The sequence below is a fragment of the Elusimicrobiota bacterium genome (genome assembly GCA_041660925.1).
Lineage (GTDB): Bacteria > Elusimicrobiota > Elusimicrobia > UBA1565 > UBA1565 > JBAZUV01.
This window is the reverse complement of sequence record JBAZVI010000005.1, coordinates 211,383-228,037: the sequence shown is the minus strand read 5'-3', so window position 1 is coordinate 228,037 and position 16,655 is coordinate 211,383. Positions and strand designations below refer to the sequence as shown.

Genomic DNA, 16,655 nt, shown 5'->3' with positions numbered 1-16,655 from the left:
GTCTTTTTAGTTATCAACACCTGTGGATAACCTGTGAATAACTTGGACGCCAAGACGCTTTGGGACGACGCCGTCGGCGGAATCTCCTCCGAGGTCGGCAACGAGAACATCGAGCTCTGGCTCAAACCGGTGGAGGCCGTAGCCGTCGACGGCAACGTCCTTCGCGTCAAGGTCCCCAACAAGTTCTTCAGCGACCACATCGTCTCGCACTACCAGCAGAAGCTCGAGGCGCGCATCCGCGCGTCCTCCGGCCAGGACATCGCCCTCGCCTTCGAGGTGAGCAAGGACCTCTCCGAGCTGCTGCCGAAAGGCTCGGACCCGGTCCCCGAGGTCCGTCCCCAATCGGAGTTCAAGCTCAGCGAACTCAACCCGCGCTACACTTTCTCCTCCTTCGTCGTCGGGGCGTCCAACCGCCTGGCCCACGCGACGGCCGAAGCCATCGCGAAGAACCCCGGACACCAGTACAACCCGTTCTTCATCTATGGCGGGGCGGGGCTCGGGAAGACGCACCTCCTGCAGGCCATCGGGCACGCCTTGCGCAAGCGCGACCCCTACGCCCGTGTGCTCTACACCACCGCCGAGCAGTTCGTCAACGAGTACATCGACTCCCTGCGCGACCAGAAGCCGGACGCGTTCCGGAGCAAGTACCGCAACCTCGACTGCCTCCTCTTCGACGACGTGCAGTTCCTTCTCGCGAAAGGCCGCAGCGAGGAGGAGTTCTTCTACACCTTCAACGCCCTCTTCGACTCGCATAAGCAGATCGTCATCAGCTCCGACCGTTCGCCCAAAGACATGATCCCGGCCGAACAGCGGCTGATCTCCCGCTTCATGTGGGGGCAGGTCGTCGACATCAAGCCCCCGGACCTCGAGACGCGCATCGCCATCCTGCGCAAAAAGGCGGACACCGAGCAGATCTTCGTGCCGGACGACGTCCTCCTTTATGTCGCCAGCGCCATCAAATCGAACATCCGCGAGCTCGACGGCGCCCTCGTTCGCCTGCGCGCCTTCGCGGCCTTGACGGGAAGCCCGCTGACGGTCGATTCGGCCAAAGACCTCCTCAAGGACACCATCGACCCCGACGCCGGCTCCCCCGTGCACGTCGACGACATCATGCGCGCGGTCGCGGACAAATACTCCATCGACGTCAAGGAGATGAAGTCCCGCTCGCGCGTGCAGGAGATCGCGTTCCCCCGGCAGCTCGCGATGTACCTGGCCTGCTCGCTCACGGAGCTCTCCACGACCGAGATCGGGCGCCACTTCGGCGGACGCGATCACACCACCGTCATCCACGGCCGTGATAAGATCAAGGCGATGGTTGAAAAAGACCCTTTCTTCCTGGAGACCGTGAACCGTCTGGTGGAGAGCATCAAACAGGGGAAAAAGCAGTGAATACATTCCCCGACCTGTGGACGGACGCCGGCGCGGTGGAAACCGCGGACAAGCGCAGCGAGGCCTGTGGATGGATTCCTCCGGGTTTTTCGAAGGAACTCGCGTTCATCCACAATCGCGCAGCTGAACGAGGGAGAGGACTATTGAAATGAGAATCAACTGCACCACGGACGACCTTTCTTTGGGGGTCCAGACCATCCAGTCGGCGCTGTCTCAGCGGACGACCCTGCCGATCCTGCTGAACTTCCTCATCGAGACCGAGAATTCGAAGCTTAAGCTGGTCTCGACCGACCTCCAGATGGGAGTCCGCCACTATATGAAGGCCGAAGTGGAGAAGGAGGGGAGCGTCACCATCCCGGCGAAGAAGTTCTCCGACATCCTACACACCCTCCAGGGCGGCAAGAGCGTCCACATCTCCGTGGAGCCCGACGGAAAGGTCCTCGTCAAGTGCGAGCGCTCCCGCTTCGTGATCGTGGGGACCCCGAAGTCCGAATATCCGGTCCTGCCCGAGTTCAACAAGTCCGAGGCCTTCGAGCTCCCCTCCGAGGTGCTCGCGGACATGGTCCGGAAGACCATCTTCGCGGCCTCGACCGACGAGACCCGCTATGTGCTCAACGGCGTCTTCTGGGCCGCCGCCGGGGGCCATCTCGAGATGGTCGCCACGGACGGCCGGCGGCTCGCGGCGGTCAAGAAGAAGATCCTCCCGGCGAACAAGGAGTTCCGCGCCATCATCCCGACCAAGATCCTCCAGGAGCTTCTGCGGGTGCTCGGGCACGAGGAAGGGGACTCCAAACTCCTCATCGGCATCACAGAGAACCAGGTGGGCTTCCAGACGCGCTCGACGACCATGATCTCCCGCCTCGTGGAAGGGTCTTTCCCGAACTACGAGCAGGTCATCCCGGCCAAGAAGGACATCCAGCTGCGCCTGGCGACGAAGGACCTCATGCAGATCACCAAGCAGGCCGCGCTGGCGACCCCGGACCGCGGGGGCTCGGTGAAGTTCACGCTGAAGAAAGGCGCTCTCCATGTGGCCGCGGCGAGTCAAACCGTCCAATTCGAGGACGAGCTCCCCGTCGAGTACAAAGGAGAGGACTTCTCCATCGCCTTCAACCCCGAGTACGTCGTCGACGGTCTCAAGGCCGTCGGCACCGACAACATCGTCCTCAGCCTCACGACGCCGGTCAACCCCGCCCTCATCGAGCCGGAAGGGCAGGGAGACTACAAGTACGTCGTGATGCCGATGAGGGCTTGATGCGCCTCGCGCCGCACGCCAAGCCGCCGCGGAACACCTTCTCCACCGCGGGGGACATCCTCAAGGGCTGGACGCGCTATCGCCGCCTCGACCCCGACCGCCTGGTCATCCTGCACCAGGTCTGGGAGCGCGAGGCGGGCGGGATGGCCCGGCACTGGTCCTTGAGCGGCGTTCGCGCGGGCGTGCTGTACGTGAAGACGCGCTCTCCCGCCGCGGCGCAGGAGCTGCAGCTGCGCGGCCCGACGCTCGTGCGCGCCCTCAATAAGTATTTCCAGCGCGCCTGGATCAAAGAGGTCCGGGCCTCGCGGGACTGAGCATGTCCGGGAAGCCGAAGAAGGATCAGGACGAAGGAAGGAGCGGTAACCCTATGGCGAAGAACGCACCCGAGACGGACATCCCGGTGAAGAAAGACGATGAGGTCTACGACTCCTCGAAGATCCAGGTCCTCGAGGGCCTCGACGCGGTCCGCAAGCGGCCCGCGATGTACATCGGCTCGACCGGGCCCTCCGGGCTCCACCACCTCGTCTATGAGGCGGTCGACAACTCCGTCGACGAGATCCTCGCGGGGCGCTGCAAGTCCGTCCAGGTCATCCTCCATCCCGGGAACTCCGTCACCGTGCTCGACGACGGCTCCGGCATCCCCGTCGACCCGATGCGCGACGTCAAGGACCCGAAGCTCAAGGGCAAGTCCGCCCTCGAGGTCGTCATGACGGTGCTCCATGCCGGCGGCAAGTTCGACCGCCGCGCCTACAAGGTCTCCGGCGGCCTCCACGGCGTGGGCATCTCGGTCGTCAACGCCCTCTCCGAGTGGGTCGAGGTCGAGGTCTACCGCGAAGGGAAGGTCTGGTTCCAGGCCTACGACCGCGGCAAGCCGCGCGCCGCCGTCGCGGCCAAAGGGAAGTCCGACGACCACGGCACCAAGGTCACCTTCAAGCCCGACCCCGACATCTTCGACGGGCACCAGCTCAGCTTCGACGTGCTCTCCAACCGCCTGCGCGAGCTCGCCTTCCTGAACGCCGGCGCCCACATCACCATCAGCGACGAGCGCGAGGACAAGAAGCACGTCTTCCACTACGAGGGCGGCATCACCCAGTTCGTGAAGTTCCTCAACGCGAACAAGAAGCCGATCTACGCGGAACCCATCTCGTTCAACAAGGAGAAGGACGACGTCAACGTCGACCTCTCCATCCAATACAACGAGGACTATTCCGAGAACGTCTACAGCTTCGTCAACAACATCAACACCCCCGAGGGCGGCACGCACCTCGCCGGCTTCCGCTCGGCCCTGACGCGCGTCATCAACGACTACGTCAAGAAGTACGACATGCTCAAAGGCAAGAACTTCAGCATCACGGGAGACGACGTCCGCGAGGGCCTCGTCTCCGTGCTCTCGATCAAGATCCCCAACCCGCAGTTCGAGGGACAGACGAAGACCAAGCTCGGCAACGCCGAGGTCGAGGGCGTCGTGAAGTCCATCGTCGGAGAGGCCCTCGTCACCTTCTTCGAGGAGAACCCGGCGACCGCCAAGTCCATCATCGCGAAGGCGATGGGCGCCGCCGAGGCGCGCGAGGCCGCGCGCAAGGCGAAGGACCTGACCCGGCGCAAGGGCGTTCTCGGCGAGGGCACGCTGCCCGGCAAGCTCGCCGACTGCCAGGAGCGCGAGGCGTCCCGCTGCGAGCTCTTCATCGTGGAGGGCGACTCGGCCGGCGGCTCGGCCAAGCAGGGCCGCAACCGCGAGTTCCAGGCCATCCTCCCCATCAAAGGCAAGATCCTCAACGTCGAGCGCGCGCGCCTCGTGAAGATCCTCTCCAACGAGGAGGTCCGGACCCTCATCTCGGCCATCGGCACCGGCATCGGCGAGCCCGCCATGGAGCCCGACAGCGACGAGGGGATGAAGATCGAGAAGCTCCGCTATCACAAGCTCATCATCATGGCCGATGCCGACGTCGACGGCCAGCACATCCGCACCCTTCTGCTGACCTTCTTCTACCGCCAGATGCGCTCCCTCATCGAGCGCGGGCACATCTACATCGCGCAGCCGCCGCTCTACAAGGTCAAGAAGGGAAAGAAGGAGATGTACGTCGACACCGAGGAGAAGATGAACGCCTGGCTGCTGAAGGAGGGCCTCGACGAGAGCGAGGTCCGGGCCTTCTCTCCGGACGGCAAGAAGTCCAAGGTCCTCGACAAGAAGGACGTCGAGTACATCCTCAAGCTCCTCATCGAGATGGAGAACCTGCTGCGCCATCTCGAGCGCAAAGGCATCTTCTTCCAGGACTACCTGCGCTTCAAGAAGGAGAACCGCTTCCCGTGCTATCGCTTCGAGGAGGCGCCGGGGCAGTACCTCTACTTCTACAGCGACAAGGAATGGCGCGAGAAGCAGCAGGAGCTGCTCGCCGCCCGCCGCGAGCGCATGAAGGAGGAGCTCAAGGCCGAGGGCGAGCCGGAAGCCGAGGTCGTCGTCGGCGACGAAGACCCCGGCTTCGACGTCCAGGAGCTCTGGGAGCTCGACAAGCTTTCGAAGATCGTGCCCAAGCTCGAGGACCTCGGTCTCGACATCGCCTGGTACGACCGCGTGAAGGAGGACGAGAACACGAAGCCGCTCGTCGCCTGCAAGACGCCGCGCGGGGAGAGCTTCGGCTACGGCCTCCACGAGCTCCTCGAGGACGTCCGGAACGCGGGCCGTTCGGGCGCGAGCATCCAGCGCTATAAAGGTCTGGGCGAGATGAACCCCGAGCAGCTCTGGGAGACCACGATGGACCCCAAGCGGCGGAAGCTCCTCCAGGTCAAGCTCGAGGACCTCGCCGGGGCCGAGGACACCTTCACGAAGCTCATGGGCGACAAGGTCGGACCGCGCAAGCAGTTCATCGAGACGCACGCGAAGGAAGTGCGCAATCTGGATATCTGATTTAAGGCGAGGGGGACGAGAAGGCAGGTTCCCCCTCTCCCCTGCCCCTCCCCCGCGGGGGAGGGCAGTAAGGAAGGATTGGACAGGAGACGACTTCATATGAGCACCCCAGAGCCGAACCCGACGCTCCTGCCGGAGCCCGCCGGCAACATCATCTCGCGCGACATCGGCGAAGAGATGAAGTCCTCTTACATCGATTACGCGATGTCGGTCATCGTCGGCCGCGCCCTGCCCGACGTCCGGGACGGCCTGAAGCCCGTGCACCGGCGCATCCTCTTCACGATGGAGGAGATGGGGCTCAAGCACAACAAGGCCTACAAGAAGTCGGCGCGCGTCGTCGGCGACGTCCTCGGCAAATATCATCCCCACGGCGACTCGGCGGTCTACGACGCCATGGTGCGCATGGTCCAGGATTTCTCTCTGCGCCACCCGCTCGTCGACGGGCAGGGGAACTTCGGCTCCGTCGACGGCGACCCGGCGGCCGCCTACCGCTACACCGAGGCGCGCCTCGCCGCCATCGCCGACGAGCTGCTCGGCGACATCGACATGGACACCGTCGATTTCGTCCCCAACTTCGACGGCTCCATGCAGGAGCCCACGGTGCTCCCCGCGATGCTGCCGAACCTCCTCGTCAACGGCTCGACCGGGATCGCGGTCGGCATGGCGACGAACATCCCCCCCCACAATCTCGTCGAGATCTGCGACGCCACCATCGCCTACGTGAAGGACCCCTCGATCCCGAGCTCGGAGCTCATGAAGATCGTGAAGGGCCCGGACTTCCCGACCGCCGGCATCGTCCGCGGCAAGACCGGCATCAAGGAGTACTTCGAGACCGGCCGCGGTTCGGTGCGCATCCAGGCCAAGACCGAGATCGAGGACATCAAGGGCAACCGTCAGGCCATCATCGTCACCGAGCTGCCTTATCAGGTCAACAAGGCCCAGCTCCTCGAGACCATCGCCGACCTCGTGCGCGAGAAGAAGATCCCGGACATCTCGGACATCCGCGACGAATCCGACCGCACCGGCATGCGCGTCGTCATCGAGGTCAAGCGCGACGGGAATGCGAACGTCGTCCTCAACCAGCTTTTCAAGCACACGGCGCTGGAGTCGAGCTTCGGCGTCATCATGCTCGCCCTCGTCGACGGACGGCCGCGCATCCTGCCGCTCAAGGACTGCCTCGGCCACTATGTGGAGCACCGCAAGGTCGTCGTGACACGCCGCACGCGCTATGAGCTCCGCAAGGCGCAGGCGCGGGCCCACATCCTCGAGGGCTTCCTCATCGCGCTCAAGTACCTCGACAAGGTCATCAAGATCATCCGCGCCTCGAAGGACCAGGAGGAGGCGCGCACGAAGCTCATGAGCGAGTTCGAGCTCTCGCAGATCCAGGCCCAGGCCATCCTCGACATGCGCCTGCACCAGCTCACCCGCCTCTCCGCCGATGAGATCGAGAAGGAGCACAAGGAGCTGCAGAAGCGCATCGCCGAGCTCAAGGACATCCTGGCCAACCCCAAGAAGGTCCTGGCCATCATCGCCAAGGAGCTCGAGGCTCTGCGGGAGAAGTACGGGGAGCCGCGCCGCACCCAGATCACCACCGAGCGCGCCGAGATGACGCTCGAGGACCTCATCGCCAAGGAGGAGGTCGTCATCACGATCTCCAACGGCGGCTACGTCAAGCGCATCCCGGTCGACACCTACCGGAGCCAGGGGCGCGGCGGCAAGGGGGTCACGGGGCAGGAGGTGAAGGAGGAGGACTTCATCCAGCACCTCTTCACCACCGACAGCCACGCCACCCTCCTGATGTTCAGCAACCGCGGGAAAGTCTACGCGCTGCGCGCCTTCGAGGTCCCCGAGGGACAGCGCACCTCGCGCGGCAAGGCCATGGTCAACCTGCTCGCCATCACCGGCGAGGAGAAGGTCACCTCGGTCGTCGCCATCCGCTCTTTCGAGGAGAAGAAGGGCAAGGAGACCTACCTCCTCATGTGTACGCGCAACGGCACGGTGAAGAAGACCCCGCTGGCCGACTTCGAGAACATCCGCCGCAGCGGCATCGCCGCCATCACCCTCGAGGAGGGCGACATCCTCGTCGACGTCCAGCACACCTCGGGCAAGGACGAGGTCATGATCGGCACCCAGGGCGGCATGTCCATCCGTTTCGCGGAGACCGACGTCCGCGCCATGGGCCGGACGGCCATGGGCGTGCGCGGCATGCGTCTTGAGAAGGGGGACATCGTCATCGGGATGGAGAAGTTCCCGAAGGACACGAAGAAGACGATGCTCACCGTCTGCGAGAACGGCCACGGCAAGCGCACCGCGCTCTCCGAGTACCGCGACCAGCACCGCGGCGGCGGCGGCATCATCACCATCAAGACCAACGAGCGCAACGGCAACGTCGTCAACCTCAAGCTCGTGACCAACGACGACGACCTCATGGTGATGACCGAGAAGGGCATGGCCATCCGCCTGCGCTGCAAGGACATCAAGGTCATCTCCCGCAACACCCAGGGCGTGCGCCTGGTGCGGCTCGAGGAGGGAGACAAGGTCGCGAGCGTCTCCCCCATCGTCCCCGAGGAGAAGGCGGCGGTCGAGCTGCCCATCAAGACGGAGGGGACGGCGCCGGTCGAGCCGCCTCCTGAAAAGAAGGACTGAGGGCGGCTCGACCCCTCATCCCCGCTACCCCCTCTCCCGCGTGGCGGGAGAGGGGGCATGAATTTATGTTGAAGAAAATCGATCCGTGGAGGTGGGAACTGCCTCGGACCGGCGGCATGCGCGTGCCGGGCCTCGTCTACGCCTCGGAGGGGATGCTCCCGAAGATCGAGCGCGAGAAGGTCGCCGAGCAGGTGGCCAACGTCGCGCACCTTCCCGGGATCGTCGGCCGTTCGCTCGCGATGCCCGACTGCCATTGGGGCTACGGGGCTCCGGTGGGCGGGGTCGCCGCGACCGACGCCGAGACGGGCGTCATCTCGCCCGGCGTCGTCGGCTTCGACATCTCCTGCGGCGTGCGCCTGCTGCGCAGCGACCTGGAGGCGGCGGCAGTGCGCAAGCGGATCCCCAGGATCATGGACGCCCTCCATGCCCGCGTGGCCTCCGGCGTCGGGAAGGGCGGCCCCATCCGGCTCGATGAGAGGGGCGTGCGCCGGGTCTTCGAGCGAGGGGCGCGCTGGGCCGTCGAGAAGGGGCTGGGCGGCCGGGAGGATCTCGAGACCTGCGAGGACGGCGGCTGGCTGAGGGACGCCGATCCCGACGCGCCGAGCGAGCGGGCGGCCGAACGAGGCCGCGACCAGGTCGGGACTCTGGGCAGCGGGAACCACTTCCTCGAGCTCCAGGAGGTCGATGAGGTGTACGACCCCGGGACGGCCGCCGTTTTCGGGCTCTTCAAGGGGCAGATCGTCGCGCTCATCCACACCGGCTCGCGCGGCAGCGGCTATCAGGTCTGCGAGGACGCTCTGCGCGCCATGCAGGGCGTCGCCGCGCGCAGCGGCTGGCGCCTGCCCGACCGCCAGCTCGCCTGCGCCCCGATCGGATCGCCGGAGGGACGCGCCTATTATGCGGCGATGTGCGCGGCGGCGAACTACGCGCGCGCCAACCGCCAAGCCATCACCCATTTCATCCGCGAGGCTTTCGCGCGCGTCCTCGAGACGGGACCCGACGGACTCGGCCTGCGCGTCGTCTACGACCTCTGCCATAACATCGCGAAGTTCGAGACTCATCTCGTCGACGGCGCCGCGCGGCGCGTCCTCGTCCACCGCAAGGGCGCCACGCGCGCGTTCCCGGCCGGACATCCCGACGTCCCGGAAGTCTACCGCGGCGTCGGCCAGCCGGTGCTCGTCCCGGGGTCCATGGGGACGGCCTCGTACGTCCTCGTCGGCACGGACGCGGCCATGCGCGAGACCTTCGGGACCGTCTGCCACGGAGCCGGGCGCCTGCTCAGCCGCACCCAGGCCGCCAAGCGGACCGACCCCCATCTCCTCGTGCGCGAGTTGGAGTCCTCCGGGATCTGCGTCCGCACCGACAACTGGAAAGGGCTCGCGGAGGAGGCGCCCTCGGCATATAAGGATGTCGACGAAGTCGTCGAGGTCTGCCACTCCTCGGGGTTGGCCCAACGTGTGGCGAGGATGAGGCCTATGGGCGTGCTCAAGGGGTAACCCCAGTTTCCCTAACTCCCCTTCCTGCGGGAAGGGGCAGGGGAAGGGGAGCTAAGGAAAACCGTAATTGGTAGAATCCTTCTCGTGAATCGATTACTGCTCCTCGTCATCCTTGTCGTCACTTCCTTGCCTACACTCATAAGGGCCGAAGTCTCCATCGAGAGCTCGCGCTGGCAGCTTCCCGTCGGCCGTCCGACGAAGCCGGTCTGGCATGACGTCAGCGCCTGGCTGCTCCCCCCCAACGGCTCCGTCGCCGCCGCTCCGCGTCTGGAGCTGCGACTGCGCAACGCGGCGGGCAAGGCCGACGAGGCGATGCTCCTTCGCTATATCGTGACCGCGCGCCTCGTCCCCATCGTGGGCGGAGGCGAGGGCGTCTGGGCCATCCCCTTCATCCTCGAGGACCGCCGGGTACCCACGATCCGCGCCGGCGAAACGAGGCCGGTGCCGGCCGGGCTCAACCGCGCCGTCCTCGGAGCTTATCTCAAGCGCATGGCGCGCGCGGGCTATTGGCCCGACGCACTGCGGCTGCAGGTGATGCTCGAGCCGCGTCCCGGCGAGAGCACGCTGCAAGGCCGCATACACGAGTCCGTCCTGCCGGTGCTCTGGAAGCAGCAGGCGGCGGGGACGGCCCCCGCAGGCGAGGCGAAGGGCGGAGGCCCGCGATGAACGATCCTAAGATCCTGCGCACGGAGAGCGAGAGGGCCCGGCAGGGCGTGCGCGACCGCGGGGGACGCTATCTCCCCGCTCTGGAGAAGTATCTCGAGCTCGACGGAGCCCACCGGGCCCTGCTCAAGGAGGTCGAGGACCTGCGCGCGCGCCGCAACGAGGTCTCGAAGGCCGTCGGCGCGGCCAAGGCGAAGAAGGACGAGGCCGAAGCGAAGCGCCTCATGGACGAGGTCGCCGTCCTCAAGACGGCCATGCCCGAGAAGGAAGCGCGGCTCTCCGCCGTCGAGACCGAGGTGCGCGACTGCCTCCTCTCCATCCCCAACCTTCCTCATCCCAGCTGCCCCGTCGGGAAGTCGGAAGAGGACAATAAAGTCGTGCGGCTCGGCGCCGAGCCGACCAAGCTCCCCTTCAAGGCCCTCGATCATGCCGCCGTCGGGGAGAAGCTGGGCATACTCGACTTCGCGCTCGCCGCGAAGCTCTCCGGCGCGCGCTTCGCCCTGCTCAAGGGCGCCGGCGCCCGCCTCGAGCGCGCCCTCGCGCAGTTCATGCTCGACCACCAGACGAAGGAGAACGGCTATCTCGAGCACTGGGTCCCCTATCTCGTTCTGCCCGAGGTCCTTGAAGGCACCGGTCAGCTTCCCAAGTTCGAGGCGGACCTCTACAAGACCGGACAGCACGCCGAGAAGGAAGGGGCCGAAGGGGTCGCGAAGGATGTCCGCTTCCTGATCCCGACCGCCGAGGTCCCGCTGACGAACACCGTACGCGGAGACATCCTCGACGCCTCAAAGCTCCCGCTCAAGCTCACGGCGCTCACTCCCTGCTTCCGTCAGGAGTCGGGCTCGTACGGAAAGGACGTGAAGGGGCTCATCCGCAACCACCAGTTCGACAAGGTCGAGCTCGTCTGGATCACGCGGCCCGAGGACTCCCCGGAGGCCCTCGAGCGCCTGACGAAGGACGCCGAGAGCGTGCTCCTCAAGCTCGGGCTGCCCCACCGCGTCCTCGAGCTCTGCACCGCCGACATCGGCTTCGGCGCCTGCAAGACCTACGACCTCGAGGTCTTCTTCCCCGGCGAGGGCCGCTACCGCGAAGTCTCCTCGTGCTCGAACTGCGGGGACTTCCAAGCGCGCCGGATGAACGCGCGCATGCGCCGCGGGCCCAAGGACGCGCCGGAGTTCGTCCACACCCTCAACGGCTCGGGGCTCGCCGTCGGACGCATCTTCGCAGCCATCCTGGAGAACTTCCAGCAGGCGGACGGGAGCGTGCTGGTGCCCGAGGTGCTGCGGCCCTACTTCGGGGGTGATAAGGTCACGGGCGTCTGACAGTTTCCTCATTGTCTCCCCCCACGGGGGAGGCAGGAGGGGGGCGGATCCCCAAGAATGGAAAAAGGCCCGCTGATGCGGGCCTTCTTCTTTTCTTAGGGACTTCCCCCCACCCTGCCCTCCCCGCGGGGGAGGACAATAAGGAACTTCAGGTACGGCCTAATCCCAATCGCTGGGTACATTCAGCTTCTGGCGCAGCTCGGCGCCCATCTTGTCGGCGCAGGAGCGGATCCCCGACGGGGCGGCGCGTGGGAGCTTGTACGCCTTGCGCAGGCGGTCGTAACCCTCTTTCCTGCGGCCGAGCGTCTCGTAGTCGAAGTACAAGGCGAGCGAGGTGCTCAGGTAGTCCTCGAAGCGCTGGGTCTTCATCGGGTCGTTGGAGGCGAGCTCCGTTTCGAGGCGGCCCATGTGCGCGCGGTAGAAGGCGGGATAGCGCGCGGAGACGTCGACGAGCCGGCGGCCCTTGAGGAGGAGGATGGTCGTCTTCTCGGCCTTGCCGGCCATCGTGAAGAAGGACTCGCAGTCCATGGAAAAGAAGCGGCCCAGGGGCTTCTCGCGGCGTACGAGCTCGAGGTTCCCGTCGACGTCCACGTCCTCGAAATCGGTGAAGGGCATGGGCTTTCCGAGCCGCTCGACGCGGCCCTTGCCGTAGCGCAGCAGCACGAGCGCGTCCTGTTCGAGCCCGGAGAAGCTGACCACGTAGGCGATCGTACGCGAGCCGTCGCCGGCCAGGTCGGGCAGGGTCCCGTCGACATGCAGCGCCGAGAGGCGGATGCCCGCCAGCGAGGGCTCGAAGTGGAGGAGGCGCGCTTTGGCGTCGCCGCTGAGGTAGACGAGCAGGCGCGAACCCCCTCCGTCGGAGCGGCGCACGACGAGCGCGCTGAGGAGGCCTTCCCGGACCTTCGCGTCGGCGCGCTGGACGTCGGTGAAGCCTTCCTTCGAGAGGCGCGCGAGCTCCCGGGCGAGGGGGTCGCCCGGCGGGACGGCGAAGGACGGGACCGCGGAAAGCGCGAACGCGAGCAGCAGGGGGAGCGCTCTCATCTTCCCCTCGTTCCGAAGCGGCGGTCGGCCTCGGCGGGATCGACGGGAGTCTTCTCCCCGGCGGGCCCGAGGGCCGAGAGCGTCCCCCCCTCCTTGACGCAGCAGACCCAGAGGTCCTTGTCGAAGCCGCGAAGCTCGCGGCTCTCCTCGGCCTTCGGGGCGGCGGCGATGCGGGGCTTGGCCCTGCCGTTGAGCGGATAGACGCCGACGGCCTTGCTCCAATCGGCGTCCTCGGGCACGAGCCCGAAGCCGCGCACGGCGAGCGCGCGGCCGTCGGCGGAGAGCGCGAACTCGTCGACGCGGGTCCACTGCGCGTAGTCGAGAGCGCGCAGTTCGCGGCCGCGGGCGTCGAAGACCATGAGCAGCGGCCGGACCTTGTTGTAGGGGTCGATGTCCTGGAGGAGGATGGCCGTCGTGCCGTCGCCGGCCAGGGCCAGGATCCGGGCCTCGGAGGCCTTGCCGACGATGGCCTTCTCGGGGAGCGGCCGCGCCCAGAGCGGCCGGCCGCGCTCGTCGATGAGGCGCAGCGTCGAGGAGAGGAGCAGGGCCTTGGCGTTCTTCGCGCCTTTGCGCGCGTTCACGTGCAGGCCGAAGTCGCTGTCTTTCTCCTCGAGGACGCAGAAGTGGCGGGCCCCGGCGGCGAAGAGGACGCGGCGCCGTGCGGCTTTCTCGAGTGGAGAGGGGAGGCGGACGCGGCGTTCGGAGCCGTCGTCGGTCCGAACAAAGACGGCGTCCTCGCCCTCGACCCAGCGGAAGCGACCGTCGGGAGCGAGGAGCACGCTCCCGGGCGTGGGCGGCGGCTGACCCTGGAGGGCCTGCGCGGGAACCGGCGCGCTGGAAGGCGTCTGGGCGGCGAGGGGACCGAGGAGTGCGGCGAAGAGGAAGGGAAGGATTTTCACGGCTCCTCCATTATAGGCGCTTCTTGAGCCAGCCTTTCAGCAGCAGGAGCTCGGCCGTCTGCACGGAGTTGAGCGCGGCTCCTTTGAGGAGGTTGTCGGAGACGACCCAGAGCGCGAGTTCGCGTCCGGAGGTCCCCGCGCGCAGGCGACCCACGTGGACCGGCGCGGTGCCGGCGGCGTCGAGCGGAGTCGGGTAGTCCCCCTCCTTCCACAGCCGAAGCCCCGGGGTCTTCGCGAGGAGCGCGCGGGCGGCGCCGGGAGCGAGAGGCCGCCGGGTCTCCAGCCAGAGGGAGAGCGAATGGCCGCGCACGACGGGGACGCGCACGGCGGTCACGGAGACCGGCAGGCGGGGCAGTCCCCAGATCTTGCGCAGCTCCTCGCGGACCTTGAACTCCTCCCCCGAGTCCCCCTTCCGATCGAAGGAGCCGACCTGCGGGAAGACGTTGAGGGCGATGGGGCGCGGGAGCGCGCGTGCGCGCGGGGCGGAGGGCACGTCGAGCGGTCCGCGGCGGCCGGCGAGCCGGGCCGCGCGGCGGGCCTGGGCATGGTACTCCTCGAGCGCCTCGCGGCCGGCGCCCGAGACGGCTTGATAGGACGCGATGCGCACCGCGGCGAGGCCGGCCTTGCGGAGCAGCGGGGCCCCGGCGACGGCCGCGCCGGTGAGGGTGCAGTTGGGACCGGCCACCAGGCGGCGGTGCGGCGAGAGCGCCGAGGCGTTCACCTCGGGGATGACGAGCGGGACCGCGGGGTCGAGCCGGAAGGCCGAGGAGTCGTCGAGGACCCAGACCCCTTCCCGGGCGAGGGCCCGGCCGAAGCGTCTGGAGACCTCGTCGCTGGAGACGAGGAAGACGAGGTCGCAGGCCTTGAGGGCCGCGAGCGAAGGCGCCGGGCAGGGCAGCGCGCGGCCGCGGAAGCGCGCGCGTGCGCCCGCGCGGCCCGAGCCGAAGGGGCGCAGTTCGCCGACGGGGAAGCGCCGCTCGACGAGCAGGTCGAGCAGGATGCGTCCGACGAGGCCGGTGGCCCCGACGACGCCGACGCGAAGCCCCCCCTCAGCGCGGGCCATCGGAGGAGGGGCCGACGTAAACCGACGAGCTGTGATTCTCGACGGCGGAGAAGTCGCGGGCCGCCGCGCGCAGGTAGGCGCCCCGCGCGGGCAGCGAGCCCTTCGCGAGGGTGGAGATGTAGGGCGGGCGGCGCAGAAGCGGGGTGACCCGCTTCCATTCCAGCTCGTCCTGCGAGGCCTCCAGCCAGGCCGCGTCGATGTCGCGGCCTTCGACGCTGAAACGGGCGACCCAGCCCTCGCCCGAGGGGCGCACGCTGAAGGCGCTCAGGCGCACCGCTCCGCGCAGTCCCGCGGGAACGAGCTTGAGAGCGAGCGCCGGGCGCAGGTTGTTGATGGGGACCTGAAGCGCGTCCTGCTCCGAGCGCGGCGGGACGCCCTGGATGGAATGGTTGTTCCAGGCCCGCGTCTCCTCCCCCTTCGCGGACGCCGGGGTCTCCAGGCCCGCCAGGATGGGAGAGTGGAGCGCGTCGCGGAACTCCCGCGTCGGAGACCAGATGATGAGGTAGTTGGGACGGTCGAAGGAGACCAGGCCCGGCGGCACCTCGGCCCAGAACCACTCCGAGCGGCCCGTGCCCGGCATGTTGACGCTCGCGTCGGTCTCCGCGGGGATGTCGGCGGTCTCGGCGAGGAAGAAGCTCTTCTCCGTGCCGTAGGAGGGCGTCTGCGAGACGCCCATGTAGACCTGTCCGGGGACGAGCGTGCGCTCCCAGGGCCGTTCGGCCAGCGGCTGCGACTTCGCGCGGCCGATGCGAGCGCCGACGAAGGCCCGCGCGTAGTCGCCGGGAGGCGCGGGCGGAAGCTTCACGATCCACGCGTTGTTGAAGCCGATGAACCAGTTGGAATCCGAACCACCGTCCGCGAAGCGGCCGAAGTCGTTGATGTTCTCGGCCAGCGAGAGGACCAGGGGCTGACGCACGACCTCCTCTTTCGCGGCGGCCGGAGCGCGGGGCGCCGGTTCGGCGTCCTCGAAGTCCGGTTCCGCGACGGGCTCGGCGTCCTGCTGCGCGAGCGCGCAGGGCGCGAGCGCGCAGAGGGCGAAGGCGATAGTAAATAATCCTTTAAAAATATACATTATTTAAGTTTCCCCATCAGTTTTTCAAAGTCATTGAGGTTGTAGAAGTGGATGACGACGGCGCCGCTCTTGCCGTCTTTCTTGGTGCGCAGGTCCACCTTCATCCCCAGCGAGTGCGCGAGCTTGCGCTCGATCTCGCGGACCTCGGCCGGCTTGGTCATCGGCGTCCGTTTGTTCGGCGCGTGCTGCGCTTCGACCTGTCCGGTCTCCATGACGCGCGCCAGCGTCTCGACTTCGCGCACCGAGAGGTTGCGTTCCAGGATCGAGTGGAAGAGGCGCGTGCGCTTGACGCGGTCGCTGACGCCCAGGAGAGCGCGGGCGTGCCCTTCCGTGATCTGGTCGGTTTCGAGGGCTTTGAGGATGTCCTCCGAGAGGTCGAGCAGGCGCAGGGTGTTCGAGACCGCCGACTTCGACTTCCCCATCTGATGCGCGAGGTCGGTCTGCGTGAGGCCGTGATCCTGGATGAGGTTCCGGTAGGCGCGCGCGACGTCCACCGCGTTGAGGTCGTCGCGCTGGACGTTCTCGATGAGGGCCAGCGCGAGCCGGTCCTTCTCCCCCATCTGCTTGCGGACGACGACATCGATCTCCTTGAGTCCCGCGAGCTTCGCGGCGCGCAGGCGCCGCTCGCCCGCGACGAGTTCATACTTCCCGTCCGGCAGCGGTGTGACCAGGATGGGCTGCGCGAGGCCATGCTCCTTGATCGTCTGGGCCATCTCCGCGAGCTTCGTCTGATCGAAGCTGTGGCGCGGCTGGTGCCGATTCGGGCGGACGTCTCCGATGGGGACCTTGCTGGTCGACTCCGCCGTAGGGGCGTCCTTGGCGTGCGCCGGCGCGTGCGCCGTGGGCGTCCCCCCCTTGCGGGGGAGCAGAGCTTCGAGTCCTTTGCCGAGTGCCTGTCTCATGTCGT

General features: G+C 67.1%; 13 protein-coding genes. 8 read left to right on the top strand and 5 right to left on the bottom strand.

From position 1 onward, the window contains the following. The first annotated feature begins 33 nt into the window (after positions 1 to 33). The 8 genes from dnaA to serS all read left to right on the top strand — a co-directional run bounded on the left by dnaA (position 34) and on the right by serS (position 11,673). Positions 34 to 1,389, top strand: a complete 1,356-nt coding sequence (dnaA, locus tag WC969_09055; protein ID MFA6029988.1) for a chromosomal replication initiator protein DnaA — start codon at positions 34 to 36, stop codon at positions 1,387 to 1,389. 148 nt (positions 1,390 to 1,537) lie between these two features. Next, positions 1,538 to 2,641: a DNA polymerase III subunit beta gene (dnaN, locus tag WC969_09050; protein ID MFA6029987.1), complete on the top strand. Its 1,104-nt coding sequence runs from the start codon at positions 1,538 to 1,540 to the stop codon at positions 2,639 to 2,641. After that, positions 2,641 to 2,955, top strand: a complete 315-nt coding sequence (locus tag WC969_09045; GenBank protein ID MFA6029986.1) for a DUF721 domain-containing protein — start codon at positions 2,641 to 2,643, stop codon at positions 2,953 to 2,955. Before dnaN ends, WC969_09045 begins: the two co-directional genes overlap by 1 nt. 53 nt (positions 2,956 to 3,008) lie before the next feature. Then, positions 3,009 to 5,546, top strand: coding sequence for a DNA topoisomerase (ATP-hydrolyzing) subunit B (gene gyrB, locus WC969_09040; GenBank protein ID MFA6029985.1), 2,538 nt, complete (start codon positions 3,009 to 3,011; stop codon positions 5,544 to 5,546). A 99-nt stretch (positions 5,547 to 5,645) separates the two neighbouring features. Further along, positions 5,646 to 8,192 (top strand): DNA gyrase subunit A, encoded by a 2,547-nt coding sequence (gene gyrA, locus WC969_09035; GenBank protein MFA6029984.1) that lies wholly within the window; start codon positions 5,646 to 5,648, stop codon positions 8,190 to 8,192. Positions 8,193 to 8,257: 65 nt separating this feature from the next. After that, a complete protein-coding gene (locus WC969_09030; GenBank protein MFA6029983.1) occupies positions 8,258 to 9,688 on the top strand; it encodes an RtcB family protein in 1,431 nt (476 codons plus the stop codon). Positions 9,689 to 9,772: 84 nt separating this feature from the next. Further along, entirely contained in the window at positions 9,773 to 10,354 is a 582-nt protein-coding gene (locus tag WC969_09025) for a hypothetical protein (protein MFA6029982.1), read from the top strand. Further along, positions 10,351 to 11,673: a serine--tRNA ligase gene (serS, locus tag WC969_09020; protein ID MFA6029981.1), complete on the top strand. Its 1,323-nt coding sequence runs from the start codon at positions 10,351 to 10,353 to the stop codon at positions 11,671 to 11,673. Before WC969_09025 ends, serS begins: the two co-directional genes overlap by 4 nt. Before the next feature lie 159 nt (positions 11,674 to 11,832). Here serS and WC969_09015 read toward each other — a convergent pair whose 3' ends face one another. From WC969_09015 to WC969_08995, 5 genes are read right to left on the bottom strand one after another with little or no spacing between them, the layout of a single operon-like run. Beyond that, positions 11,833 to 12,714, bottom strand: coding sequence for a hypothetical protein (locus tag WC969_09015; protein ID MFA6029980.1), 882 nt, complete (start codon positions 12,712 to 12,714; stop codon positions 11,833 to 11,835). Further along, positions 12,711 to 13,613: a hypothetical protein gene (locus WC969_09010; protein MFA6029979.1), complete on the bottom strand. Its 903-nt coding sequence runs from the start codon at positions 13,611 to 13,613 to the stop codon at positions 12,711 to 12,713. The genes WC969_09015 and WC969_09010 overlap by 4 nt, the downstream gene beginning before the upstream one ends. Before the next feature lie 10 nt (positions 13,614 to 13,623). Then, a complete protein-coding gene (locus WC969_09005; GenBank protein MFA6029978.1) occupies positions 13,624 to 14,676 on the bottom strand; it encodes an aspartate-semialdehyde dehydrogenase in 1,053 nt (350 codons plus the stop codon). Continuing rightward, the gene (locus WC969_09000; GenBank protein ID MFA6029977.1) at positions 14,663 to 15,748 is read right to left on the bottom strand and encodes a hypothetical protein; all 1,086 of its coding nucleotides are present in this window, start codon (positions 15,746 to 15,748) and stop codon (positions 14,663 to 14,665) included. The genes WC969_09005 and WC969_09000 overlap by 14 nt, the downstream gene beginning before the upstream one ends. Further along, entirely contained in the window at positions 15,748 to 16,650 is a 903-nt protein-coding gene (locus WC969_08995; protein MFA6029976.1) for a ParB/RepB/Spo0J family partition protein, read from the bottom strand. The genes WC969_09000 and WC969_08995 overlap by 1 nt, the downstream gene beginning before the upstream one ends. Positions 16,651 to 16,655 lie beyond the last annotated feature (5 nt).